This window comes from Sphingomonas sp. IBVSS2 (assembly GCF_002127225.1).
Classification (GTDB): Bacteria; Pseudomonadota; Alphaproteobacteria; order Sphingomonadales; family Sphingomonadaceae; genus Sphingomonas.
This window is the reverse complement of the sequence record NZ_NFUR01000002.1, coordinates 141,281-164,056: the sequence shown is the minus strand read 5'-3', so window position 1 is coordinate 164,056 and position 22,776 is coordinate 141,281. Positions and strand designations below refer to the sequence as shown.

Below are 22,776 nucleotides of genomic sequence, written 5' to 3'. Positions count from 1 at the left end.
ACCGGATCGTCGTCGAGAGCAGGCTTCCCCTATCCTTCCGCCGCCAGCCGATACCCCGCGCCGCGCACCGTGTGGAGGATCGGGGCTTCCCCTTCCTCCAGCTTGCGGCGCAGCCGGCCGATATGCACGTCGACCACGTTCGAGCCGGGATCGAAGCGGCAGTTCCACACATGCTCCAGCATCATGGTCCGGGTGACGACCTCGCCGGCATGGCGGGCGAGATATTCGAGCAGGTGGAACTCGCGAGCTACCAGGGGCACGGCGCGGCCGGCGCGGGCGACGGTGCGGCTGAGCAGATCGATCTCGAGATCCCCGACGACGATCCGGGTCGCCTTGGCATCCGCCTCGGCCCGATCGGCGCGGCGCAGCAACGCGGCGATGCGCGCGCGCAACTCGGCGAAGGAGAAGGGCTTGGCAAGGTAATCGTCGGCACCCGCGGCAAGGCCGCCGACCTTGTCGTCGACCGTGCCGAGCGCGGAGAGCATGATCGCCGGGGTCCGCAACCCCTGCTCGCGCAGCGCACCCAGCATCGACAGGCCGTCCATGCCGGGAAGCATGCGATCGAAGATCCACAAGTCGAAATCGCCCTCCGCCGCGCGGACAAGACCGGTACTGCCATCGGCGCAAGCCTCGATGGCGAAACCGGCGTCGGCAAGCCCCTGGGCCACGAAATCCACGGCGGCGGCGTCATCCTCGACGATCAGGATATGGTGCGTCACGTCCATCCTCCGCCCGACCCGGCAAAAGGGGTGGCCGACGGACAAGGGGGCGTCCGCCGGCCGAGCGTCGATGCCAGGGCAGCATCGGCGCCTTCAGTGCGCATCCGCGTCCCAGGCGCTCTTCCCGGCGAGCCCGATCCGGAAAGGGGGCTGATCCGGACCATCGGCGCGGCGGCGATCGCAGGGGGAGGAGCGAGCGGGCCGGCGCCGGGAAGAGCAACGCGTGAACCGGATGTGTTTGACCTCTGATGCATGACCGGCGGGGGCGTGCCGGCCATGGGCTGCTGATAGCCCCCGGCGGCGCCCCGGGCGGTGACCGGGGCATGAAAAAACCGTAATGTTGAAACCGCTCAGCGCTCAGCGCTCGGCGGCGGCCTTCAGCCCGGCGACCTGCGCCGCGAGCACGCCATCGACCGGCGCGGCGATCCGGCCCAGCCCCGGCGCGCCCGCCACGGCATATTCCACCGTCACCCCGGTCGACTTGCCGTCCGGCGCGGGATCGAGCGTAACCGTCATCACCGCGCTGGCCGGAAAGGATTGCAACGGCCCCAGCCCGCCGCTGAGGCGCAGCATCTTGCCCGGCCGGACGAAGATCACGCGCATGTGCTCGACGCCGCCGCCGTCCGGCAGCTTCTCGCACCAGCAGCCGCCGGGGCGCGGATCGAGCGAAAGGTTCGCGGCGCTGCCCGACCAGCTATGCTCGCCGCTCCACCAGGCCGAGGGCGTGACCAGGGCCGCCCACACCTTGGCGGGCGGGGCGGCGATCGCAGCCTTCTCGACAACGGTGAAGCTGGTTTCCGTCGAAGCGGTGACTTCGGCGGCAGCGGGCATGGCGGCGGCGAGCGCCAGCACGATCGACAAACGAGCCTTCATCTTCTCCCTCCCCTGTCGAGGCAGAGCGATCATAGCGCGCAGAGCAGCATTCCAGAAGCGGCATGGCAGATGCGATCCGCGTGAAAACTCAATGCCCGAAAAGGAACCGTCTACCTATGAGACCGAGAAACGAAGCGGCATCGAAAATAGCGAAGAAGACCGCAGTCCAAGTTACGATCTGAAGCAACGCCATGTGGGCATTGAAGCCTATCGTGGCGAGCGCCGTGCAAAACTTGATGGTCAGCTTGCGTGCTTCGCCTGTCGGAAGTGACCGAGACATCCTGACGAAGTTACGGACGCGCAGGCGCTTGAGTGCTTTCGCATGCATGCTTGCGTGATCGGTGAGCGCACCGACATGCATGGATGACGCCCATATATGGAGATAGACGATAGCTAGAGCGCCTCGGAGGATGGCACTATCGGCGAGATCGATGTGAAGACCGCCGATCTCCATTTCCGTCGATCTGATATCAATCAGGTGCCCAAAGAGCACCAGCGTCGCAATGACGATGACCTTCGGCGCCCAATTCATCTCCCCTCCCCCAAACCGGCAGAGCGATCATAGCGCGCAGAGCAGCATTCCAGAAGCGGCGGCGACACGACGCGGCACTTCGATCTCGATCCGGCCGGCCACCGCCCGTGCGCGGGAGAGATAATGGAGCGTGCCGTCCAGATAGGCATCGAAAGCGCTGGCCCGCACATGCTGCCCATCGACGAAACGGCGCAGCGCATAGGGGCTGGCGCCGGGCGGGTTGAGCCCCTCGGTCACCAAAGTGGCGGAGCGGATGCCGCTCGCCGCGAGCAGCGCGGGCGCGGATGGATGGAAGGTGCCGCTCGGATAGCAGAAATGCTCCGGCGCGCCGGCACCGGTCGCGGCGACCAGCGCGGCCCGGTTCGCCGCGATCTCGGGCACGAGCTGGCCGATGCGGCCGGCAACGTCGATATGCCGGTGGGTGTGGAGCTGGATGTCGAGCCCCCGGCCATGCGCGTCGGCGATCTCGGCCGGGCGCATGAGGTGGAACTGCCGGCATTCGAGCCAGGCCTCGCCCACGCCGAGCGCCCGGCCATATGCGCGCAGCGCCTCGAGCCGGTCCCGCTCCGGCAGCGCCTCGATCCGGCGGATCACCGCGCCGCGCTCCGCCCCTGGCCGGCCCGAAGCGGCGATGAGATGGTCGACCGCGACATTGATCACCGGCAGGTCGCGCCCCGTATACCAGGTGGTCGCATAGAGCGTCGCGGGCAGGCGATACCGCTCGAGCACCGGCAGCATGTGGCTGTGGGTCGAAGCCCAGCCATCGTCGATCGTGATCACCACCGCGGCGCGCGGCAGGCGGTTCGCGGCGAGCCGCTCGACCGCCTCGCCCAGCGGCAGCACCGGCAGGCCCGAATGCGCGAGCCGCGCCATGCGCGCCGCGAACCGGTCCGGCGTCATGAACAGGCAACTGCCGAAAGGGGCCCCGGGCGCCAGCCACAGGCCATGATAGCAGAGGATGCGCAACTGGGCCCCGGTCGCGCGGCGGGCGAGCATCGACAGGCCGGTCCACCGGGCGGCTCGCAACAGGGCGCGCTTGGGCAGCATCGACGACCAATCCCCCGCCCGGCCGGGATGCCGGAGCAAAGGGGGATCGTCCCAGCCCCGGCTTAAGCAGGGGTTAGGGCAACAATATATTACAAAGCCGGAATCTCGCGCGGCTCCCCATGAGGGAGCGGAGACCTCGGGGTCGCGGCATAATCGATATGCCGCGCCGTCCCCCGAAGGCGGGGACGACGAAGGAAATCAAAACCTCGATCGAGCCCCCGCCTCGGACCCCGGCCTATCCCGCGCTGTCGAGGATCGCGTCGATCTGCGCGCCCACATCGGCGATGTCGGCCATGCCGTCGACCTTCCGCACCAGGCCCTTGGCCTCGTAGAAGGGCAGGATCGGCGCGGTCTTGGCGCGATACTCGGCCATGCGGGTGCGCACCGTCTCGGCATTGTCGTCCGGGCGACGCTTGAACTCGTGATGGCCGCACACGTCGCACGTGCCCGCGACCTTGGGCAGCTTGAACTTGTCGTGATAGCCCTCGCCGCAATTCGCGCAGGTGAAGCGGCCCTCGACCCGCTCGACCAGCGCGTCCTCGTCCACTTCGAGCTCGATCACATAGTCGAGCTTGCGGCCGCGCTCCGAAAGCAGCGCATCCAGCGATTCGGCCTGGGCCGCGGTGCGCGGATAGCCGTCGAAGATCGCTCCCTTCAGCGTGTCTTCCATGTCGAGCCGCTCGCCGATGATGCCCGAGACGATCGAATCGGACACGAGCTCGCCCGCGTCCATGACCGCCTTGGCCTGCAGGCCGGTGGGCGTGCCCGCCTTGACTGCGGCGCGCAGCATGTCGCCGGTCGAGAGCTGAACCATGCCGCGCTCTTGTTCGAGCCGCTTAGCCTGGGTGCCCTTGCCGGCTCCCGGCGGGCCCAACAGGATGATGTTCACTAAGCCTATCCCCTCAGTTTCGGCCAGTTTGGGCCGCGCTCAGCGCGCGCGGCCCTTGAGCTTCGCTTTCTTGATCAGGTCGCCATACTGGTGGGCCAGCAGGTGCGACTGGATCTGGGTCACCGTGTCCATCGTCACGTTGACCACGATGAGCAGGCTGGTGCCGCCCATCAGGAACGGGATGCTCATCGACGAGAACACCGCCTCGGGAACGAGGCAGATGATCGTCAGATAGGCCGCGCCGATCACGGTGATGCGGGTGAGCACATAGTCGAAATAGAGCTCGGTGTTCTTGCCGGGGCGGATGCCCGGGATGAACCCGCCATAGCGCTTGAGGTTCTCGGCGGTCTCCTCCGGATTGAACACCACGGCGGTGTAGAAGAAGGAGAAGAAGATGATGCCGAGGCCGTAGAGCGTCATGTACACCGGCGAGCCGTGGCGCAGCCAGGTGTTGAGGTTGATGATCAGGTCGCTCCACCAGTTCTCGCCCGCGGTCATGTTGCCGGCGAACTGGGTGACGGTCAGCGGCAAGAGCAGCAGCGACGACGCGAAGATCGGCGGGATCACGCCGGCGGTGTTGAGCTTGAGCGGCAGGTGGCTGCGCTCGGCCTGCACGCCGCGCGCCGTCTGGCGCTTCGGATACTGGATCAGGATACGCCGCTGGGCGCGCTCCATGAAGCAGATGAACAGCACCAGGATCGCCACGCCGACGATGATCGTGATCAGGCGCAGCGGATCGATCGACCCGGTGCGGCCGCTCTCGAACAGCTGGACGAGTGTGGTGGGCAGGCGGGCGACGATGCCGGCCATGATGATCAGCGAGATGCCGTTGCCGATACCGCGATTGGTGATCTGCTCGCCGATCCACATCAGGAACATGGTGCCGCCGATCAGCGAGATGACCGCGCCGATGCGGAAGATCAGGCCAGGCTCCACCACGGGCTGCAGGCCCTGGCTCGCGCCGAACGTCTCGAGGCCCACGGCGATGAAATAGCCCTGCACCGCGGTCAGCGCGACGGTGCCGTAGCGGGTATATTGGTTCAGCCGCTTGCGGCCGCTCTCGCCTTCCTTCTTGATCGCGTTGAGCTGCGGCGACAGCGACGTCGCGAGCTGCACCACGATCGAGGCGGTGATGTAGGGCATCACGCCGAGCGCGACGATCGACATGCGGTTGAGCGCGCCGCCTGTGAAGTTGTTGAAGAAGTCGAGCACGCCGCCCTGGGTCTGCTGCGCGAGCAGGTTCAGCTGGGTGGGGTCGACGCCCGGCAGGGGCACGTAGCTCAGCATCCGGAAGACGATCAGCGCGCCGAGGGTGAACCACAGACGCTTCTTGAGATCGGTGGCCTGGGCGAACTTCGCCAGGTTGATGCTGGAAGCAAGTTGATCGGAGGCGGAGGCCATGTGTTGGTCAGTCCCGGAAATCAAAGCGGCGGGAAAGCGTTCTACCGCCCCCCGCCGCTGATATAAGTCCTAAGCTGCGAAGGGCAATGCGCCCTCGCCCTGCTCCGGCGTTCGCCGCGCTTCCGTCACCCCGGCGAAAGCCTGGGTCTCGGGCCGCGGGCGCCCGCGCGTTGCACGAGATCCCGGCTTGCGCCGGGATGACGCTCAGGCCTTGGCGGCGGCCTTCTTGGCTTCCTTGTCCGCCGCGCGGGCCTTCTGCACGACGCGGTGCTTGGCCTTGGCCTTCTCGGCGGCCGGCACGATCGTCGGGATCGTCACGGTGCCGCCGGCCTTCTCGACCGCCTCGATCGCGCTCTTCGACGCGCCGGCGACCGTGAAGTTCAGCTTGGCCTTGAGCTCGCCCTTGGCGAGGAGGCGCACGCCGTCCTTGCCGCCACGGGTCAGGCCCGCCGCGTTCAGCTCGGCCTGGGTCAGGTCGGTCGCGGTCAGCTTGCCCGAATCGATCGCCTTCTGGATCGCGCCCAGGTTCACCTCGGCATAGTCCTTGGCGAAGATGTTGTTGAAGCCGCGCTTCGGGATGCGCATGTGGAGCGGCATCTGGCCGCCCTCGAAGCCCTTGATCGAGACGCCTTCGCGGCTCTTCTGGCCCTTCTGGCCGCGGCCGGCGGTCTTGCCCAGGCCCGAGCCGATGCCGCGGCCGACACGGACGCGGCCCTGACGGGCACCATTGTTATCGCGGAGATCGTTGAGCTTCATGGTCGTGCACTCGCTTTCGCTTTTGTCGCGCTGATGGAAAAGGAAGCGGGGCCCATAGCGGGGGAGACGGGGTTTGTCGACTCCCCGATCGAAACCTCCGCCAGGATCGGCTTCCGGGCCTTCCTCCTTCCGCGAACGGATGCCCCGGCAAGGGGGCGATTTTCGCGGCTGGCACCGCCTGGCGAAGGCGCTAGATACGCATCTCGACCAAGCCGGAGGCGCAAAATGCTGAGTCGGCGACGGATCATGGGAGCGGGCCTGGCCGCTGCAACGGTGACGACAAAGGGGGCCTGGTCGCTCGCAATGCCCGGATCGACCGCAGCCAGCGAGCCCGATGCCCGGCTCAAAGCCTATCACATGCCGCTGGAGAGCGGCCCGCACGAACGCACCTTCATGCAGTGGCCGGTATCGCGCGCCGCCTATGGCGCCCGCGATCTGGACGCAGTGCAACGCTCGATCGCCGATATCGCCAATGCCATCGCCGAATTCGAGCCGGTGGCGATGCTGGGCGCGGACACGGCCCGCACCGGCAACAGGAGATTATTGAGCGCCAAGGTCGAGCTTTGGGATATTCCGACCGACGATCTCTGGTGCCGGGATTCGGGCCCGACCTTCGTCGCCGATGCGGCGGGGCGCCTCGCCATTGCCCATCTGCGATTCAACGGCTGGGGCAACAAGCAGCCGCACGCCAACGATGCGCGGATCGCGGCACGCGTGGCGGCACGGCTGGGCATGCCGCTGCTCGAGACCGGACTGGTGGGCGAACAGGGCGGCGTCGAGCATGATGGCGCCGGAACACTGCTCGCGCATGCAAGCTGCTGGGCCAATGGCAATCGCAATACGCTGCCGCGCGACGAGATCGCCCGGCGCCTCGAACTGGCGCTGGGCGCACGCCGGACGATCTGGGCGCCCGGCATCGCCGGCGCCGACATCACCGATTATCACATCGACGCGCTGGCGCGCTTCGTCGGGCCCGGCAGGGTTCTGATCCAGATCGACGACGCGATCGACCATGACGACCCCTGGTCGGTGGCAGCGCATGAAACGCTGCGCGTACTGGAGCAGGCGCGCGATGCGAGCGGGCGCCCGCTGCAAATCATGAAGCTGCCGGAACCGGATGCCATCCGGTCGCGGGCACCCGATTTCGTCTCCAGCTACATCAACTATTATGTCTGCAACGGCGCGGTGATCGGCGCGCGGTTCGGCGATCGCGAAACCGATGCGCAGGCCCGCGACACTCTGAAGCACCTGTACCCGGAACGCGAGATCGTGATGCTGGATATCGATCCGATCGGCGAATCGGGCGGCGGCGTGCACTGCGCCACGCAACAGCAACCCCGATCACCCTAGACTGGCCAAGGATAGAGTTCGGTATCTGGAGCGCGAATCCGGATGCTGCCGGACAGATCCCGAGGACGGCGCCGCTCCAGTCGAGATCGCCGCCGGAAGCACGCGGCAACGGATTGAAGCACCCAAGCCAACGGCGTCCCCTCGCCGCTTCGCCCGCGCCCATAACGAAAAGAGGCGACAGTCGCCTGCCGCCCCTTCCCTATTGTCGCTGCCAGCGATCGAAGGCCTCAGCCCTCGAGCACCTTCACCATGTGCGGCAGCTTGCGGATCATGCCCCGAACTTCGGGGGTGTCCTCGAGCTCCGAGACCTTGTGCATCTTGTTGAGGCCAAGGCCGATCAGCGTCGCGCGCTGATCCTTGGTGCGGCGGATCGGCGAGCCGATCTGCTGGATCTTGATCTTCGCCATGATCGATTACTCCGCGATAGCCGCAGCATCCGCCTCGGCGGTCTGCGAACCGCCGCGGCCGAGCAGGTCGGCAATCTTCTTGCCGCGGCGCTGCGCAACGCTCTTCGGCGAGGTCTGCTCGCCGAGCGCTTCGAAGGTGGCGCGGATCATGTTGTAGGGGTTCGAAGTGCCGACCGACTTGGTCACCACGTCCGCCACGCCCAGGCTCTCGAAGACGGCGCGCATCGGGCCGCCCGCGATGATGCCGGTACCCTGCGGGGCCGAGCGCACATAGACGCGGCCGGCGCCGAAGTGACCCGCACCGTCATGGTGCAGCGTGCGGCCTTCCTTGAGCGGAACGCGCAGCATCTTCTTCTTGGCCGAGGCGGTCGCCTTCGAAATGGCTTCCGGCACTTCGCGCGCCTTGCCATGGCCGAAGCCGACACGACCCTTGCCGTCGCCCACGACGACCAGCGCCGCGAAGCCGAAGCGCTTGCCGCCCTTCACCGTCTTCGAGACGCGGTTGATGTGGACCAGCTTCTCGATCAGTTCCTCGCCGCCGTCCTCGGCGTTCTGGCCACGACGATCGTCGCGACGGCCACGGTTGCCGTCACGGCCGCCACGGCCGCGATCACCACCGCCGCCCGGGCCACCACGGCCACGGCCACGGCCACGGCCCTGCTGCTCCTGGGGAGCACCGGCACCGGCGTCCTGGGCCTCGAAGCCCGCGCCTTCCGGCGCCTGGTTGTTTTCGTCAGCCATTCTCAGAACTCCAGCCCGCTCTCACGAGCGGCATCGGCCAGCGCCTTGACGCGGCCATGATAGAGGAAGCCACCGCGGTCGAACACGACCTGGGTGATGCCGGCGGCCTTGGCAGCCGCGGCAACGCGCTTGCCGACTTCCTGCGCGGCCTCGATGGTCGCGCCGGTCTTGCCGCGCACGTCCTTGTCGAGGGTGGAAGCCGCGGCGACGGTCTTGCCCTGCGTATCGTCGATCACCTGGGCATAGATGTGCTTGCCCGAGCGATGGACCGAAAGACGCGGACGACCACCGGCACGCGCACGCAGCGCAGTGCGGTTGCGGCGACGACGCTTCGCGAAAAGCGAGAGACCCTTGGTGCTGATCACTTCTTCTTCCCTTCCTTACGGAAGATGAATTCGCCGTCGTACTTGATGCCCTTGCCCTTGTACGGCTCGGGCTTGCGCCAGCGGCGAATCTCGGCCGCAATCTGGCCGACCTTCTGCTTGTCGATCCCCGAGATCTCGACCGTGGTCTGATCCGGGGTCTTGATCTCGATGCCTTCCGGCACGTCGATGTTCACGTCGTGCGAATAGCCGAGCTGGAGCTTGAGCACCTTGCCCTGCGACGCAGCGCGATAGCCGACGCCGGTGATCAGGAGCTTCTTGGAGAAGCCCTCGGTCACGCCGGTGACGAGGTTCTGGACCAGCGTGCGCTGCATGCCCCAGAAGGCACGCGCCTGCTTGGTCTCGTTCGCCGGCTTCACCACGATGCCGCCGTCCTCGACGGTGTAGCTGATCTCGTCACGCAGATTGAGCGACAGGGTGCCCTTCGGGCCCTTCACGCTCAGCACCCGGCCTTCGATCGAGGCGGTAACGCCTGCCGGCACGGTGACCGGCTTCTTGCCGATGCGGCTCATCAGAACACCTCCGCCAGCACTTCGCCGCCGACATTCTGCTCGCGCGCTTCCGCGTCCGAGAGAACGCCGCGAGGCGTCGAGACGATCGTGATGCCCAGGCCGTTGCGCACGCGGGGAAGCTCCTGGCTGCCCGAGTAGACACGGCGGCCCGGCTTCGAGATGCGCGCGACGTGCTTGATCGCCGGCTGGCCCTCGAAATACTTCAGCTCGATGCGGATGCCCGCGGCGGGGCCCATCTGCTCTTCGCTATAGCCACGGATATAGCCTTCGCGCTGGAGCACATCGAGAACGCGCGCACGCAGCTTGCTCGCCGGCGTCAGGACGGAGTCCTTGCGGGCGCGCTGGCCGTTGCGGATGCGGGTGAGCATATCACCCAGGGGATCGGTCACTGCCATCTTCGTGATCCTTACCAGCTCGACTTGGTGACGCCGGGGATCAGGCCCTTGTTGGCCAGATCGCGCAGCATGACACGAGCGAGACGGAACTTGCGGTAGTAACCGCGGGGGCGACCGGTGAGCTCGCACCGGTTGCGAATGCGGGTCGGGTTCCCGTTGCGGGGAATCTCGGCCAGCTTGAGACGCGCGATGAGACGCTCGGTCTCATCGAGGCTCTCGTCGTTCGCGATCGCCTTCAGCTTCGCATACTTGCCGGCGTACTTCTTCACCAGCTGCTTGCGACGCTCGTTCTTGTTCACGGAACTCAGTTTCGCCATGACTTAAGTTCTCTTTCCTTTACGCGGCCTTGGCTTCGCCGTCCGCATCCTGCGGGAACGGGAAACCGAAGAGACGGAGAAGCTCGCGGGCCTCGTCGTCGGTCTTCGCGGTGGTGGTCACGATCACGTCCATGCCGCGGATCTTGTCGACCTTATCGTAGCTGATCTCCGGGAAGATCAGCTGCTCCTTGAGACCGCAGGCATAGTTGCCACGGCCGTCGAACGACTTCGGGTTGAGGCCACGGAAGTCGCGAACGCGCGGCAGCGCGATCGTGATGAAGCGGTCGAGGAACTCGTACATGCGCTCGCGGCGAAGCGTGACCTTCGCGCCGATCGGCATGCCCTCGCGCAGCTTGAACTGCGCGATCGACTTCTTCGCCTTGGTCACGACGGGCTTCTGGCCGGCGATGAGTTCCATCTCCGACGCGGCCTGCTCGACCTTCTTCTTGTCCTGCGTGGCTTCGCCGACGCCCATGTTGAGCACGATCTTCTCGATCTTCGGCACTTCCATGACGTTCTTGTAACCGAACTTCTCGGTCATCGCCTTGGCGATCTGCTCGTCATAGAGCTTGCGCATGCGCGGCGTGTAGGAATCAGCCATTGATGACCTCCCCGGTCTTGACGGCGACGCGGACCTTCTTGCCGTCGCGCTCCTCGAAGCGGACGCGCGTCGGCTTGCCGTCCTTGGTCACGTGCGCGACCTTCGACACCGCCATCGGCGCTTCCGAACGCTCCAGGCCACCCTGCGGGTTGGTCTGGCTCGGCTTGCGGTGGCGCACGGCGACGTTGATGCCCGAGACGACGACCTTGCCGTCCTTGGGCAGCGACTTGACGACTTCGCCGGTCCGGCCCTTGTCCTTGCCGGACAGAACGATGACCTGGTCGCCCTTCTTGATCTTGGCAGTAGCCATCACAGCACCTCGGGGGCGAGCGAAATGATCTTCATGAAGCCCTTCGAGCGCAGCTCGCGGACCACCGGGCCAAAGATACGGGTGCCGATCGGCTCCTCGTTCTTGTTGACCAGGACGGCAGCGTTGCCGTCGAAGCGAATGACCGAGCCATCGGCGCGGCGGACGTCCTTGGCGGTGCGGACGATGACGGCGCGGTGCACGTCACCCTTCTTCACCTTGCCGCGGGGAGCAGCTTCCTTGATGCTGACGACGATGACGTCGCCCACGGAGGCGAAGCGACGCTTCGATCCGCCCAGCACCTTGATGCACTGCACCCGCTTCGCGCCGCTGTTGTCTGCGACGTCGAGATTGGACTGCATCTGGATCATCGATCCGGTTCCTTCTCGTTCGGCCTACCGGGACATCGCTGCCCGGCGGTTCCAGTTAAAAAGATTAGGCGGCGGCGTCCGACTTGGTCGGGGTCGCGTGGGTGTTCACCCGCTCGATCACCTTCCAGGTCTTGAGCTTCGAGATCGGCGCAGTCTCTTCGATGCGCACGGTCTCGCCGGCCTTGTACTCATTGCCCTCGTCATGGGCATGATACTTCTTCGAGCGACGGATGATCTTGCCGTAGAGCGGGTGCTTCACCTTACGCTCCACGAGCACGACGACCGTCTTGTCGCCCTTGTCGGAAACCACGTTCCCGGTCAGCACGCGCTTCGGCATGGTCTCTTCCTTACTTCGCAGCCGAGCGCGAGCGCTCGTTCTGCAGCGTCTTGATACGGGCGATGTCGCGACGGACCTCGCGGACCCGGCTCGGCTTCTCGAGCTGGCTGGTCGCGGCCTGGAAGCGGAGGTTGAACGCCTCGCGCTTCAGGTTGCCGAGCTCCTCGCTCAGCTGGTCCTCGGTCTTCGCACGAAGATCGGTAGCCTTGGTCATTCTATCAACCCTCCAGGTGCGAGGTATCGCCGAGGCGAGCCACGACCTTGACCTTGATCGGCAGCTTCATCGCCGCACGCTCGAACGCTTCCGCGGCGAGCGGGCCCGGCACGCCGTCCAGCTCGAACAGGATGCGGCCCGGCTTGACGCGGGCGACCCAGAATTCCGGCGAGCCCTTGCCCGAGCCCATGCGGACTTCGGCGGGCTTCGACGAAACCGGCACGTCCGGGAAGATGCGGATCCAGAGACGGCCCTGGCGCTTGATGTGACGCGTGATCGCGCGGCGAGCCGCTTCGATCTGGCGGGCGGTGATCCGCTCCGGCTCCATCGCCTTCAGGCCGTACGACCCGAAGTTCAGCGCGGTGCCACCCTTGGCGTCGCCATGGATGCGGCCCTTGAAGGCCTTGCGGAACTTGGTGCGCTTCGGTTGCAACATGATTCTGTCCTAACCCTTAGCGGCGGTCTTCGCGCGCCGGGCGCACGCCCGTCGTCTGCGATTCCAGGTTGAGGCGATCGGTCGCCATCGGATCGTGGCCGAGGATCTCACCCTTGAAGATCCACACCTTCACGCCGCAGACGCCATAGGCAGTGTGCGCTTCGGCAGTGGCGTGATCGATGTTCGCGCGCAGCGTGTGCAGCGGAACGCGACCTTCGCGATACCATTCCGACCGGGCGATCTCGGCGCCGCCGAGACGGCCGCCGCAGTTGATCCGGATGCCCTCGGCGCCGAGACGCATCGCCGACTGCACCGCGCGCTTCATGGCGCGGCGGAAGGCGATACGACGCTCGAGCTGGTCGGCAATGCCCTGGGCGACGAGCTTGGCGTCGACTTCCGGCTTGCGGATCTCGACGATGTTCAGGCTCACGTCGCTCGAGGTCATCGCGCTCAGCGTCTTGCGCAGCTTCTCGATGTCCGAGCCCTTCTTGCCGATGATCACGCCGGGGCGCGCAGCATAGATGGACACGCGGCACAGCTTGGCCGGGCGCTCGATCACCACCTTCGAGATCGCGGCCTGGGGCAGCGTCTCGAGGATGTACTTGCGGATCTTGAGGTCCTCCATGAGAAGGCGGCCGTAATCGGCGCCCTCGGCGAACCAGCGGCTGTCCCAGGTGCGGTTGACCTGGAGGCGAAGGCCGATCGGGTTGCTCTTGTGACCCATTATGCTTCTTCCTGCTCGCGGACGACGATGCGAAGACGGCTGAACGGCTTCAGGATGCGGGTGGACTTGCCACGGCCGCGGGTCGCGAAGCGCTTCATCGTGATCGACTTGCCGACCGAAGCCTCGGCGACGACGAGCGCGTCGACGTCGAGGTTGTGGTTGTTTTCCGCATTGGCGATCGCCGAGGCGAGAACCTTGCGGGCGTCGACGGCCATGGCCTTGGTCGAGAACTGAAGGATGTTCAGCGCATCGCCGGCCTTCTTGCCGCGGATCAGGCCCGCAACGAGGTTCAGCTTCTGGGCCGAGCCGCGGATCTGCGTGGCGACGGCAAGGGCTTCCTTGTCGCCGACCTTGCGGGGGGCTGCAGGCTTGCTCATTAGCGCTTACCCTTCTTGTCGGCAGCGTGGCCCGGGAAGAACCGGGTCGGCGCGAACTCGCCGAGCTTCATGCCGACCATGTCCTCGTTGACCGAGACCGGCACGAACTTGCGGCCATTGTAGACGCTGAACGTCAGGCCGACGAAGTCCGGCAGGATCGTCGAGCGGCGCGACCAGGTCTTGATCGGACCGGCGCGGGTGCCCTGCTCCTGCGCGGTCTGCGCCTTCTTGAGCAGGTGGAGGTCCACGAACGGACCCTTCCAAACGGAGCGAGCCATCGGTTAGCCCTTCTTCTTCGCGTGACGGCTGCGGATGATCATCTTGTCCGTCGCCTTGTTGTGGCGGGTGCGCGCACCCTTGGTCGGCTTGCCCCACGGCGTGACCGGGTGACGGCCGCCCGAGGTCCGGCCTTCACCACCGCCATGCGGGTGGTCGACCGGGTTCTTCGCGACACCGCGGGTCAGAGGGCGGATGCCCTTCCAGCGGTTGCGGCCGGCCTTGCCGAGGTTGGTGTTCTGGTTGTCCGGGTTGGACACCGCACCGACCGTCGCCATGCAGTTGCCGTGGATGTAGCGCTGCTCGCCCGAGTTCAGGCGGACGATCACCATGCCGCGGTCACGGCCGACGACCTGCACATAGGTGCCCGCCGAACGCGCGATCTGGCCGCCCTTGCCCGGCTTCATCTCCACATTGTGGACGATGGTGCCGACCGGCATCGACGACAGCTCCATGGCGTTGCCCGGCTTCACGTCGGTCTTCTTGCCGGCGATCACCTTGTCGCCGACGGCGAGGCGCTGCGGCGCGATGATATAGGCGACGCGGTCCTTGCCGTTCTCGTCGGCGCCATAGTTCACCAGCGCGATGAAGGCGGTGCGATTGGGATCATATTCGATCCGCTCGACAGTGCCCTCGACGTCCCACAGGCGGCGCTTGAAATCGATGATGCGATAGCGCTGCTTGTGGCCGCCGGCGATGCCGCGCGAGGTCACATGGCCCTTGTTGTTGCGGCCGCCGGTCTTGGTCTTGCCCTCGGTCAGCGCCTTGACCGGGCGACCCTTGTACAGGGCCGAACGGTCGATCAGGATCAGGCCGCGGACGCCAGGCGACGTCGGATTGTAATTCTTGAGTGCCATTACGAATTGACCCCCGAGGTCACGTCGATCTGGTCGCCGTCGGCGAGCGTCACGATAGCCTTCTTCACGTCAGAGCGCTTGTAGGGGGCGCCCTTCCACTTCTTGGTCTTGCCCTTCTGGACGATCGTGTTGACGCCGGTCACCTTGACCTTCCAGAGCGCCTCGACGGCGGCCTTGATCTCGGGCTTGGTGGCGTCGCCGGCGACCTTGAACACAACGGCGTTGTGCTCGGAGACGAGCGTCGACTTCTCGGTGATGTGCGGCGCGACAATCACGTCGTAATGACGGTTGTCGATCGCGGCTGCCTGCTTCTTAGCCATTGAAGCGCGCCTCCAGCTTCTCGACGGCAGCGCGGGTCAGGACCAGCGTGTCGTGCTTCAGGATGTCGTAGACGTTGGCGCCCACCGCGGGGAGGACGTTCACGCCGATCAGGTTGCGCGCGGCCAGGAAGCCGTTGCCAGCCTCGCCGTCGATCACCAGCGCGGTCTTGCCGGTGCCGAGCTTGGCGAACTGCGCCTTGAGCTCCGCGGTCTTGGCGGTGCCGAATGCGTCGAGGACGATCAGCGAGCCGGCCTTGGCGTGGCTGCTGAGGGCCATCTTGAGGCCGAGCGCGCGGATCTTCTTGTTCAGCGACGGATTGAAGTCACGAACGCGAGCGCCGTGCGCCTTGCCGCCGCCGATGAACACCGGAGCGCGGCGATCGCCGTGACGGGCGGTACCGCCGCCCTTCTGGCGACCGAACTTCTTGCCCGAACGGGCGACATCGGCGCGCTCGCGGGTGCCGCGCGCGGTGGCGCGACGCTTCTCGAGCTGCCAGGTGACGACGCGGTGCAGGATGTCGGCGCGCGGCTCGATGGCGAAGACGCCGTCGTTGAGCTCGATGTCGCCCGATGCCTTGGCGTCGAGGGTTTGAACCTTGACCTTCACTTAGCCCTCCTGGCCTTCGGTCGCCTCGGGGGCCTCGGTCACTTCAGCCGGGGTCTCCGCGGGGGCGGTGTCGTTGTTGTTGGCAACCGACTTGATGCCGGCCGGGAACGGCGCGGCGTCGGGGCGAGCGACCTTGACGGCGTCCTTGACGAACAGCCAGCCGCCCTTCGAGCCAGGGACCGAGCCCTTGACGAAGATCAGGCCGCGCTCGACGTCGGTGCCGACGATCTCGAGGTTCTGCTGGGTGCGGAACTTGTCGCCCATGTGACCGGCCATCTTCTTGTTCTTGAAGACCTTGCCCGGATCCTGGCGCTGACCGGTCGAACCGAGCGAGCGGTGCGAGACCGAAACGCCGTGCGTGGCGCGCAGACCGCCGAAGCCCCAACGCTTCATGCCGCCGGCAAAGCCCTTGCCCTGCGTCTTGCCCTGGATGTCGACGAACTGGCCGGCGACATAATGGTCGGCCGAGATCTCGGCGCCCACTTCGAGCAGACCGTCCGCGTCGACGCGGAACTCATGGACCACCGCCTTGGGCTCGACTTCGGCCTTGCCGAAGTGGCCGCGCTGCGGCTTGGCGACATTCTTGCTCTTCGCCGTGCCGGCGCCGAGCTGGACGGCGGTGTAGCCGTCACGATCCTTTTCGCGGACGGAGACGACCTGCACGCCTTCGAGCGCCAGGACGGTGACGGGCACGTGGCGGCCGTCGTCCTGGAACAGGCGGGTCATCCCCAACTTCTTCGCGATCACGCCAGTGCGCATGACCAGTTGCTCCCATGCATAGGCACCCGAGGGGGAATTCCCACGGGTGCGTGCCTCAGCCCGAAATATGATGCGAGCCCCCGTCCGGGCTGAACCCCTCCCGAAGGAGAGGCGACGGGGGACGCAGGCCCGGTTCTCCGAAGAGGCCGGCGGTATCCCTATCGCGATGTGAGTGCGCGCTTGGCGCCCTCCGGGTTCCTTGCTTCGGATCGGGATCGATCCGGTGGAGGAACCGGCGAATCCCCCTCGAGGGAATCGCGAATCTCGTGTGGAGGCGCGCCTTTACGTCAGCAGCGCTTCCCTGTCCACCCCCTCACCTGCATTCCTGCGAAGGATGCGGCAGGACGTGAAAGACCCCCGCTTTCGCAGGGGCCCGTCCTCTGGCTCAGGCCAGCTTGATTTCGACGTCGACGCCGGCGGCGAGGTCGAGCTTCATCAGCGCGTCCACGGTCTGCGGAGTCGGCTGCACGATGTCGAGCATGCGCTTGTAGGTGCGCACCTCGAACTGCTCGCGCGACTTCTTGTCGATATGGGGGCCACGGTTGACCGTGAACTTCTCGATCTTCGTCGGAAGCGGGATCGGGCCACGGATGAGAGCGCCGGTGCGGCGCGCAGTGTCGGCGATGTCGCCGGTCGCCTGGTCGAGCACTCGATGATCGAACGCCTTCAGGCGAATACGGATATTCTGCGTTTCCATGTCCCTACCAATGCGAAAGAGCGGAGCCCGTTGCCGGGCTTCTATGCTGTGTTTGAACCGAGGGGCGGCCCATACAGGCGGACGTGATCCGGATCAAGTGGTCGAGCCCTGTTTTTTACGGTCCCGGAGCAGGGGATCTGCGGAATCTCACCGAACCGGCGATGCCGACGGCGCGCGAGCAACGCCTCGCACAGCCCAACCCTCATTGCCGTGATGCGCGTGCGCGCGCCAGAAAGCGCGCGACCAACTCGAGCCAGAGGAACCCGATGCATCCCGCCGCCACGAAATTCAGCGCCGCCCAAAGGCTACCCATCGTCACAGTCGATGGCCATTCCGTCGCCCGGACGCCCGCAAGCACAACCGCTGTACCCGTGATCGTAAGAACGAAGGAGGTGCTCGCGGCAAGCTTCATCGCCCATACCGGGCTTCTGCGCGTCTGCGCGCGCGGAACCCGTGCAAGCGGGCTATGCGCGCCCATAGGCGGGTCGACTGGAATAATCAGCGAATCCGCAACTCCGGCCGCCTTCAGTGCGGCAGCCTGATAGGTAAGAAACCTGTTGCGCTCCGTAGAGATAGATTGCGACTGATTGCTGCTGAATCCGAAGATGAATATCGACACCCCGGCAAGGTAAATCGCCAGTATCGCTGCCGAATTTGAATAAATCAGATAAGCTATTTGCGGCTTGGAGCCGCCGGCCACGCCGATGAGACTCGCGCCACTGGCAAGCATAGCTGCCCAGAATGCGAGCGTGACCTTCCATTCGGTATCAGCCAGCTTGTCCACGCGATTGAGGTGATTACCCGCGGCAGCCATGAGGTGCGACACCTGACACGCCGTTCCACCGGGTAGCTCAAAGGGCGTATTGTCTCGGGACTCACTTGGCGCTGAAGGTGCCGCGATTATCGCCGCGACCTCGTTCTTGAACGCCTTGCGTTTCGCCCAAATCCATTTCCACCCGACCAAGCCCGCTCGCCACAAACCGATCATCTGAGGCCCCCCAAAGCACCTCGGCAGCGCGAGACACGTCGAACTACTACAGCTTCGCATGCGAAGCCATCACCCCGATGCCGGCCACCAGCTTGCAGCCGCCTTTCCCAGGCGCCTGGAAAGCGAAAACCCGGCCCCCTCTCGGGGACCGGGCTCTCAAACCCAACCGTTACGGTTGAAGCTTACTTCTGGATCTCGGCGACGACGCCGGCACCCACGGTGCGGCCGCCTTCGCGGATCGTGAAGCGCTGGCCGACGTCCATGGCGATCGGCGCGATGAGCTTGATGCCCAGCGCGACGTTGTCGCCCGGCATCACCATCTCGGTGCCTTCCGGCAGCTCGATCGTGCCGGTCACGTCGGTGGTGCGGAAGTAGAACTGCGGACGATAGTTGGCGAAGAACGGCGTGTGACGGCCACCCTCGTCCTTCGACAGCACGTACACTTCCGACTTGAAGTCGGTGTGCGGCTTGATCGAACCCGGCTTGGCCAGAACCTGGCCACGCTCGACTTCGTCACGGCCCACGCCGCGGATCAGCGCGCCGATGTTGTCGCCGGCCTCGCCCTGGTCGAGCAGCTTGCGGAACATTTCGACGCCCGTGACGGTGGTCTTGCGGACGTTCTCCTGGATGCCGACGATCTCGACTTCCTCGCCAACCTTGACGACGCCGGTCTCGACGCGGCCGGTCACCACGGTGCCGCGGCCCGAGATCGAGAACACGTCTTCGATCGGCATCATGAACGGCTTGTCGAGCGGACGATCCGGCTGCGGGATCGACTCGTCAACGGCGGCCATGAGGGCCAGGATCGCGTCCTTGCCGAGCTTGTCGTCCGAGCCCGAGAGCGCGGCGGTGGCCGAACCACGGATGATCGGAATGTTGTCGCCGTCGAACTCGCGACGCGACAGCTCTTCGCGGATCTCCATCTCGACGAGCTCGAGGATTTCCTCGTCGTCGACCAGGTCGACCTTGTTCAGGAACACGACCATGGTCGGCACGCCGACCTGGCGGGCGAGCAGGATGTGCTCCTTGGTCTGCGGCATCGGGCCGTCGGTGGCGGCGACCACGAGGATCGCGCCGTCCATCTGCGCGGCGCCGGTGATCATGTTCTTCACATAGTCGGCGTGGCCCGGGCAGTCGACGTGCGCATAGTGACGCTTGTCGGTCTCGTACTCGACGTGCGCGGTCGAGATGGTGATGCCGCGCTCGCGCTCTTCCGGAGCCTTGTCGATGTTGGCGAAGTCGACGGCGGCGTTACCCGCGACGTTCTCGGCCAGAACCTTGGTGATCGCGGCGGTCAGCGACGTCTTGCCATGGTCGACGTGGCCGATGGTGCCGATGTTGAGGTGCGGCTTGTTCCGCTCAAACTTTGCCTTCGCCATTGTTTTCCTACCTTCTGATCTCTGTTTCCGCGCCGCCAGGGGATTCGCCGGAAGGCGAGCCCCATAGCGGCTGATTCCTGGTTACGCCAGCTTCGCCTTCACTTCGTCGGCCACATTCGGCGGCACTTCGTCGTAATGCGAGAACTGCATGCTGTACTGCGCGCGGCCCTGGGTGAACGAGCGGAGCTGGTTCACATAGCCGAACATGTTGGCCAGCGGCACCATCGCCTCGACCGTCTGCGCGTTGCCGCGGCTGTCGGTGCCCTGGATCTGGCCACGGCGGCTGTTGATGTCGCCGATGACGTCGCCGAGATAATCCTCGGGAGTGACGACCTCGACCTTCATCACCGGCTCGAGCAGCTTGATGCCGGCCTTCTGGGCCGCTTCGCGCATCGCGGCACGGGCGGTGATTTCGAACGCCAGCGCCGACGAGTCGACGTCGTGGTACGCACCGTCATACAGCAGCACTTCGAAGTCGATGATCGGGAAGCCGACCAGCGAACCGGTCATCGCCGTCTCGCGGAAGCCCTTCTCGATCGCCGGGATATACTCCTTCGGCACGTTGCCGCCCTTCACTTCGTCCTTGAAGACGAAGCCCGAGCCGCGCTCGCCCGGCGTCAGCTTGACCTTGACGCGGCCGAACTGGCCGGTGCCGCCCGACTGCTTCTTGTGGGTGTAGTCGATGTCCACCGGCTTCGCGAGATACTCGCGATACGCCACCTGCGGCGCGCCGACATTCGCCTCGACCTTGAACTCGCGCTTCATGCGGTCGACCAGGATCTCGAGATGGAGCTCGCCCATGCCCTTGATGATGGTCTGGCCCGACTCGTGATCGGTCGAAACGCGGAACGAGGGATCCTCGGCGGCCAGGCGGTTCAGGGCGAGGCCCATCTTCTCCTGGTCGGCCTTGGTCTTCGGCTCCACCGACAGCTCGATCACCGGCTCCGGGAACTCCATGCGCTCCAGGATGATCGGGTGCGCCGTGTCGCACAGCGTATCGCCCGTCGTGGTCTCCTTGAGGCCCGCGATCGCGACGATGTCGCCGGCGCGTGCTTCCTCGATGTCCTCACGCGAGTTCGCGTGCATCAGGAGCATGCGGCCGATCTTCTCCTTCTTGTCCTTCACCGAGTTCAGATACTGGCCCTTGGTGAGGGTGCCCGAATAGATGCGGGCGAAGGTGAGCGAGCCGACGAACGGATCGTTCATGATCTTGAAGGCGAGCAACGAAAGCGGCGCGGTGTCCGACGCCGGACGCGAATCCGGGGTCTCGCCGTCGAGCTTCACGCCCTGCACGTCGGGAATGTCGAGCGGGCTCGGCAGATAGTCGACCACGGCGTCGAGCAGGGGCTGCACGCCCTTGTTCTTGAACGCCGAGCCGCAGACGATCGGCACGAACGAGAAGTTCAGCGTGCCCTTGCGGATCAGCTTCTTCAGGTCCGCCGTCGACGGCTCGTTGCCCTCGAGATAGGCTTCCATCAGGGCATCGTCCTGCTCGACGGCCATCTCGATCAGCTCGGCGCGCGCGGTCGCGGCGGCATCGGCCAGGTCGGCCGGGATGTCCTGATATTCGAACTTCGCGCCCAGCGACTCCTCGAGCCAGATGATCGCGCGGTTCTCGACCAGGTCGACCAGGCCCTTGAAGCCACCCTCGATGCCGATCGGGAGATACAGCACGGCCGGGCGGGCGCCCAGGCGGTCCTTGATCATGTCGACGCAGCGCTCGAAGCTCGCGCCGGTGCGGTCGAGCTTGTTGACGAAGCACATGCGCGGAACCTTGTACTTCTCCGCCTGGCGCCACACCGTCTCCGACTGCGGCTCCACGCCGGCAACGCCGTCGAAACAGGCGACCGCGCCGTCGAGCACGCGCAGCGAACGCTCGACTTCGATGGTGAAGTCGACGTGGCCGGGGGTGTCGATGATGTTGATCAGGTGCTCTTCACCCTTGCCCTCTTCCGCGCGCCACTTGCAGGTGGTCGCCGCCGAGGTGATGGTGATGCCGCGCTCCTGCTCCTGCTCCATCCAGTCCATCGTCGCGGTGCCTTCGTGCACTTCGCCGATCTTGTAGGACTTGCCGGTGTAGTAGAGGATGCGCTCGGTCGTCGTCGTCTTGCCGGCGTCGATGTGCGCCATGATGCCGATATTGCGGTAACGCTCGAGCGGATGGCTGCGGGCCATGACCTGGTTTCCTTAAGGATGTGGGGAGCCGGACGATCCGGCTCCCCGATATGTAGGAACGAAAGTTGAGAGCGCCAGCCCGGCCGGCGCCCCGAGACTTACCAGCGGTAGTGGCTGAAGGCGCGGTTCGCCTCGGCCATACGGTGGGTGTCTTCGCGCTTCTTCACCGCGTTGCCGCGGTTGTTCGAAGCGTCGAGCAGCTCGCCCGAGAGGCGGGCCGACATGGTGTTCTCGCTGCGGTTGCGGGCCGACGAGATCAGCCAGCGGATCGCGAGCGCCTGGGCACGCTCCGGACGAACTTCGACCGGCACCTGGTAGGTCGCACCGCCGACGCGGCGGCTGCGGACCTCGATGCCCGGCTTGATGTTGTTCAGCGCGTCATGGAACACGCCGATCGGATCGCGCTTGGCGCGGGTCTCGACGGTTTCCAGGGCCGAATAGACGATGCCCTCGGCGACGGACTTCTTGCCGTCCAGCATCACCGAGTTCATGAACTTCGAAAGAACGATGTCACCGAACTTGGGGTCCGGCAGAATTTCCCGCTTTTCGGGACGACGACGACGAGCCATCTGAAACTTCCTTTACAAACTTCAGCCGATCCGGAACCCGTCCGGGGCTTACTATGGCTGTGATTACTTCGGACGCTTGGCGCCGTACTTCGAACGCGACTGACGACGGTCCTTGACACCCTGGGTGTCGAGCACGCCGCGCAGCACGTGGTAGCGCACGCCCGGAAGGTCGCGCACACGGCCGCCGCGGATCAGCACCACCGAGTGCTCCTGCAGGTTGTGGCCTTCGCCCGGGATGTACGAGATGACTTCGCGCTGGTTGGTCAGGCGGACCTTGGCAACCTTGCGAAGCGCCGAGTTCGGCTTCTTCGGAGTCGTCGTGTAGACGCGGGTGCAGACGCCGCGCTTCTGCGGGTTCTGCTCCATCGCAGGGACCTTCGACTTGGTCTTCTGCAGTTCGCGGCCCTTGCGGACCAGCTGGTTGATCGTCGGCATGAAGCCCTTCACCTTATGTTACCGG

Annotated in this window: 33 protein-coding genes; 1 reads left to right on the top strand and 32 read right to left on the bottom strand. The window is 65.7% G+C overall.

Annotated elements, in window-relative coordinates; all coding sequences use genetic code 11:
- Positions 1–29: 29 nt before the first annotated feature.
- The 7 genes from CAP40_RS06900 to rplO form a co-directional block, all read right to left on the bottom strand.
- On the bottom strand, positions 30–719 hold the full coding sequence (locus CAP40_RS06900; protein WP_086129341.1) for a response regulator transcription factor: 690 nt from the start codon (positions 717–719) through the stop codon (positions 30–32).
- A gap of 357 nt (positions 720–1,076) precedes the next feature.
- Positions 1,077–1,592, bottom strand: a complete 516-nt coding sequence (locus CAP40_RS06895) for an SRPBCC family protein (RefSeq protein WP_086128665.1) — start codon at positions 1,590–1,592, stop codon at positions 1,077–1,079.
- A gap of 88 nt (positions 1,593–1,680) precedes the next feature.
- Entirely contained in the window at positions 1,681–2,124 is a 444-nt protein-coding gene (locus CAP40_RS06890) for a hypothetical protein (protein ID WP_086128664.1), read from the bottom strand.
- A gap of 27 nt (positions 2,125–2,151) precedes the next feature.
- A complete protein-coding gene (locus CAP40_RS06885; protein WP_086128663.1) occupies positions 2,152–3,171 on the bottom strand; it encodes a polysaccharide deacetylase family protein in 1,020 nt (339 codons plus the stop codon).
- A gap of 235 nt (positions 3,172–3,406) precedes the next feature.
- Positions 3,407–4,060, bottom strand: coding sequence for an adenylate kinase (locus tag CAP40_RS06880; RefSeq protein WP_086128662.1), 654 nt, complete (start codon positions 4,058–4,060; stop codon positions 3,407–3,409).
- Between the two features lie 39 nt (positions 4,061–4,099).
- Positions 4,100–5,461 carry a preprotein translocase subunit SecY gene (secY, locus tag CAP40_RS06875; RefSeq protein WP_086128661.1) on the bottom strand — a complete coding sequence of 454 codons (1,362 nt, stop codon included), beginning with the start codon at positions 5,459–5,461 and terminating at the stop codon, positions 4,100–4,102.
- A 204-nt stretch (positions 5,462–5,665) separates the two neighbouring features.
- Complete coding sequence (gene rplO, locus CAP40_RS06870; protein ID WP_086128660.1) at positions 5,666–6,217, bottom strand: 50S ribosomal protein L15; 552 nt, start codon at positions 6,215–6,217, stop codon at positions 5,666–5,668.
- A 225-nt stretch (positions 6,218–6,442) separates the two neighbouring features.
- On the opposite strand from rplO, the gene CAP40_RS06865 reads away from it, so the two are divergent.
- On the top strand, positions 6,443–7,567 hold the full coding sequence (locus CAP40_RS06865) for an agmatine/peptidylarginine deiminase (protein ID WP_086128659.1): 1,125 nt from the start codon (positions 6,443–6,445) through the stop codon (positions 7,565–7,567).
- 227 nt (positions 7,568–7,794) lie between these two features.
- Here CAP40_RS06865 and rpmD read toward each other — a convergent pair whose 3' ends face one another.
- The 25 genes from rpmD to rpsL all read right to left on the bottom strand — a co-directional run bounded on the left by rpmD (position 7,795) and on the right by rpsL (position 22,751).
- Positions 7,795–7,974 carry a 50S ribosomal protein L30 gene (gene rpmD, locus CAP40_RS06860; RefSeq protein WP_086128658.1) on the bottom strand — a complete coding sequence of 60 codons (180 nt, stop codon included), beginning with the start codon at positions 7,972–7,974 and terminating at the stop codon, positions 7,795–7,797.
- 6 nt (positions 7,975–7,980) lie between these two features.
- Entirely contained in the window at positions 7,981–8,715 is a 735-nt protein-coding gene (rpsE, locus tag CAP40_RS06855; RefSeq protein ID WP_086128657.1) for a 30S ribosomal protein S5, read from the bottom strand.
- 2 nt (positions 8,716–8,717) lie between these two features.
- Positions 8,718–9,077: a 50S ribosomal protein L18 gene (gene rplR / locus CAP40_RS06850; protein WP_179188060.1), complete on the bottom strand. Its 360-nt coding sequence runs from the start codon at positions 9,075–9,077 to the stop codon at positions 8,718–8,720.
- Complete coding sequence (gene rplF / locus CAP40_RS06845; RefSeq protein WP_086128655.1) at positions 9,077–9,610, bottom strand: 50S ribosomal protein L6; 534 nt, start codon at positions 9,608–9,610, stop codon at positions 9,077–9,079. The genes rplR and rplF overlap by 1 nt, the downstream gene beginning before the upstream one ends.
- Positions 9,610–10,005: a 30S ribosomal protein S8 gene (rpsH, locus tag CAP40_RS06840; protein ID WP_086128654.1), complete on the bottom strand. Its 396-nt coding sequence runs from the start codon at positions 10,003–10,005 to the stop codon at positions 9,610–9,612. Before rpsH ends, rplF begins: the two co-directional genes overlap by 1 nt.
- An 11-nt stretch (positions 10,006–10,016) precedes the next feature.
- A complete protein-coding gene (gene rpsN, locus CAP40_RS06835; RefSeq protein ID WP_086128653.1) occupies positions 10,017–10,322 on the bottom strand; it encodes a 30S ribosomal protein S14 in 306 nt (101 codons plus the stop codon).
- A 19-nt stretch (positions 10,323–10,341) separates the two neighbouring features.
- Entirely contained in the window at positions 10,342–10,923 is a 582-nt protein-coding gene (gene rplE, locus CAP40_RS06830; protein WP_086128652.1) for a 50S ribosomal protein L5, read from the bottom strand.
- Complete coding sequence (gene rplX / locus CAP40_RS06825; RefSeq protein WP_086128651.1) at positions 10,916–11,233, bottom strand: 50S ribosomal protein L24; 318 nt, start codon at positions 11,231–11,233, stop codon at positions 10,916–10,918. Before rplX ends, rplE begins: the two co-directional genes overlap by 8 nt.
- On the bottom strand, positions 11,233–11,601 hold the full coding sequence (rplN, locus tag CAP40_RS06820) for a 50S ribosomal protein L14 (protein WP_086128650.1): 369 nt from the start codon (positions 11,599–11,601) through the stop codon (positions 11,233–11,235). Before rplN ends, rplX begins: the two co-directional genes overlap by 1 nt.
- A gap of 64 nt (positions 11,602–11,665) precedes the next feature.
- Positions 11,666–11,938: a 30S ribosomal protein S17 gene (rpsQ, locus tag CAP40_RS06815; RefSeq protein WP_086128649.1), complete on the bottom strand. Its 273-nt coding sequence runs from the start codon at positions 11,936–11,938 to the stop codon at positions 11,666–11,668.
- A 10-nt stretch (positions 11,939–11,948) separates the two neighbouring features.
- Positions 11,949–12,152: a 50S ribosomal protein L29 gene (gene rpmC, locus CAP40_RS06810; protein WP_086128648.1), complete on the bottom strand. Its 204-nt coding sequence runs from the start codon at positions 12,150–12,152 to the stop codon at positions 11,949–11,951.
- A 4-nt stretch (positions 12,153–12,156) separates the two neighbouring features.
- Positions 12,157–12,588: a 50S ribosomal protein L16 gene (rplP, locus tag CAP40_RS06805; protein WP_086128647.1), complete on the bottom strand. Its 432-nt coding sequence runs from the start codon at positions 12,586–12,588 to the stop codon at positions 12,157–12,159.
- A gap of 16 nt (positions 12,589–12,604) precedes the next feature.
- The gene (gene rpsC / locus CAP40_RS06800) at positions 12,605–13,312 is read right to left on the bottom strand and encodes a 30S ribosomal protein S3 (RefSeq protein WP_086128646.1); all 708 of its coding nucleotides are present in this window, start codon (positions 13,310–13,312) and stop codon (positions 12,605–12,607) included.
- Positions 13,312–13,689, bottom strand: coding sequence for a 50S ribosomal protein L22 (rplV, locus tag CAP40_RS06795; protein WP_086128645.1), 378 nt, complete (start codon positions 13,687–13,689; stop codon positions 13,312–13,314). The genes rpsC and rplV overlap by 1 nt, the downstream gene beginning before the upstream one ends.
- Positions 13,689–13,967, bottom strand: a complete 279-nt coding sequence (gene rpsS, locus CAP40_RS06790; protein ID WP_086128644.1) for a 30S ribosomal protein S19 — start codon at positions 13,965–13,967, stop codon at positions 13,689–13,691. The genes rplV and rpsS overlap by 1 nt, the downstream gene beginning before the upstream one ends.
- A 3-nt stretch (positions 13,968–13,970) precedes the next feature.
- Positions 13,971–14,822: a 50S ribosomal protein L2 gene (gene rplB, locus CAP40_RS06785; RefSeq protein WP_086128643.1), complete on the bottom strand. Its 852-nt coding sequence runs from the start codon at positions 14,820–14,822 to the stop codon at positions 13,971–13,973.
- Positions 14,822–15,142 (bottom strand): 50S ribosomal protein L23, encoded by a 321-nt coding sequence (locus CAP40_RS06780; RefSeq protein ID WP_086128642.1) that lies wholly within the window; start codon positions 15,140–15,142, stop codon positions 14,822–14,824. The genes rplB and CAP40_RS06780 overlap by 1 nt, the downstream gene beginning before the upstream one ends.
- On the bottom strand, positions 15,135–15,749 hold the full coding sequence (gene rplD / locus CAP40_RS06775; RefSeq protein ID WP_086128641.1) for a 50S ribosomal protein L4: 615 nt from the start codon (positions 15,747–15,749) through the stop codon (positions 15,135–15,137). The genes CAP40_RS06780 and rplD overlap by 8 nt, the downstream gene beginning before the upstream one ends.
- A complete protein-coding gene (gene rplC / locus CAP40_RS06770) occupies positions 15,750–16,508 on the bottom strand; it encodes a 50S ribosomal protein L3 (protein WP_086128640.1) in 759 nt (252 codons plus the stop codon).
- A gap of 385 nt (positions 16,509–16,893) precedes the next feature.
- Positions 16,894–17,205: a 30S ribosomal protein S10 gene (rpsJ, locus tag CAP40_RS06765; RefSeq protein ID WP_029936463.1), complete on the bottom strand. Its 312-nt coding sequence runs from the start codon at positions 17,203–17,205 to the stop codon at positions 16,894–16,896.
- A 202-nt stretch (positions 17,206–17,407) separates the two neighbouring features.
- On the bottom strand, positions 17,408–18,193 hold the full coding sequence (locus CAP40_RS06760) for a hypothetical protein (protein WP_144034257.1): 786 nt from the start codon (positions 18,191–18,193) through the stop codon (positions 17,408–17,410).
- A gap of 182 nt (positions 18,194–18,375) precedes the next feature.
- Positions 18,376–19,572 carry an elongation factor Tu gene (gene tuf, locus CAP40_RS06755; protein ID WP_086128638.1) on the bottom strand — a complete coding sequence of 399 codons (1,197 nt, stop codon included), beginning with the start codon at positions 19,570–19,572 and terminating at the stop codon, positions 18,376–18,378.
- 81 nt (positions 19,573–19,653) lie between these two features.
- Entirely contained in the window at positions 19,654–21,747 is a 2,094-nt protein-coding gene (gene fusA / locus CAP40_RS06750; RefSeq protein WP_086128637.1) for an elongation factor G, read from the bottom strand.
- A 98-nt stretch (positions 21,748–21,845) separates the two neighbouring features.
- The gene (gene rpsG, locus CAP40_RS06745) at positions 21,846–22,316 is read right to left on the bottom strand and encodes a 30S ribosomal protein S7 (RefSeq protein WP_086128636.1); all 471 of its coding nucleotides are present in this window, start codon (positions 22,314–22,316) and stop codon (positions 21,846–21,848) included.
- Positions 22,317–22,379: 63 nt separating this feature from the next.
- The gene (rpsL, locus tag CAP40_RS06740) at positions 22,380–22,751 is read right to left on the bottom strand and encodes a 30S ribosomal protein S12 (RefSeq protein ID WP_086129340.1); all 372 of its coding nucleotides are present in this window, start codon (positions 22,749–22,751) and stop codon (positions 22,380–22,382) included.
- Positions 22,752–22,776: the final 25 nt, after the last annotated feature.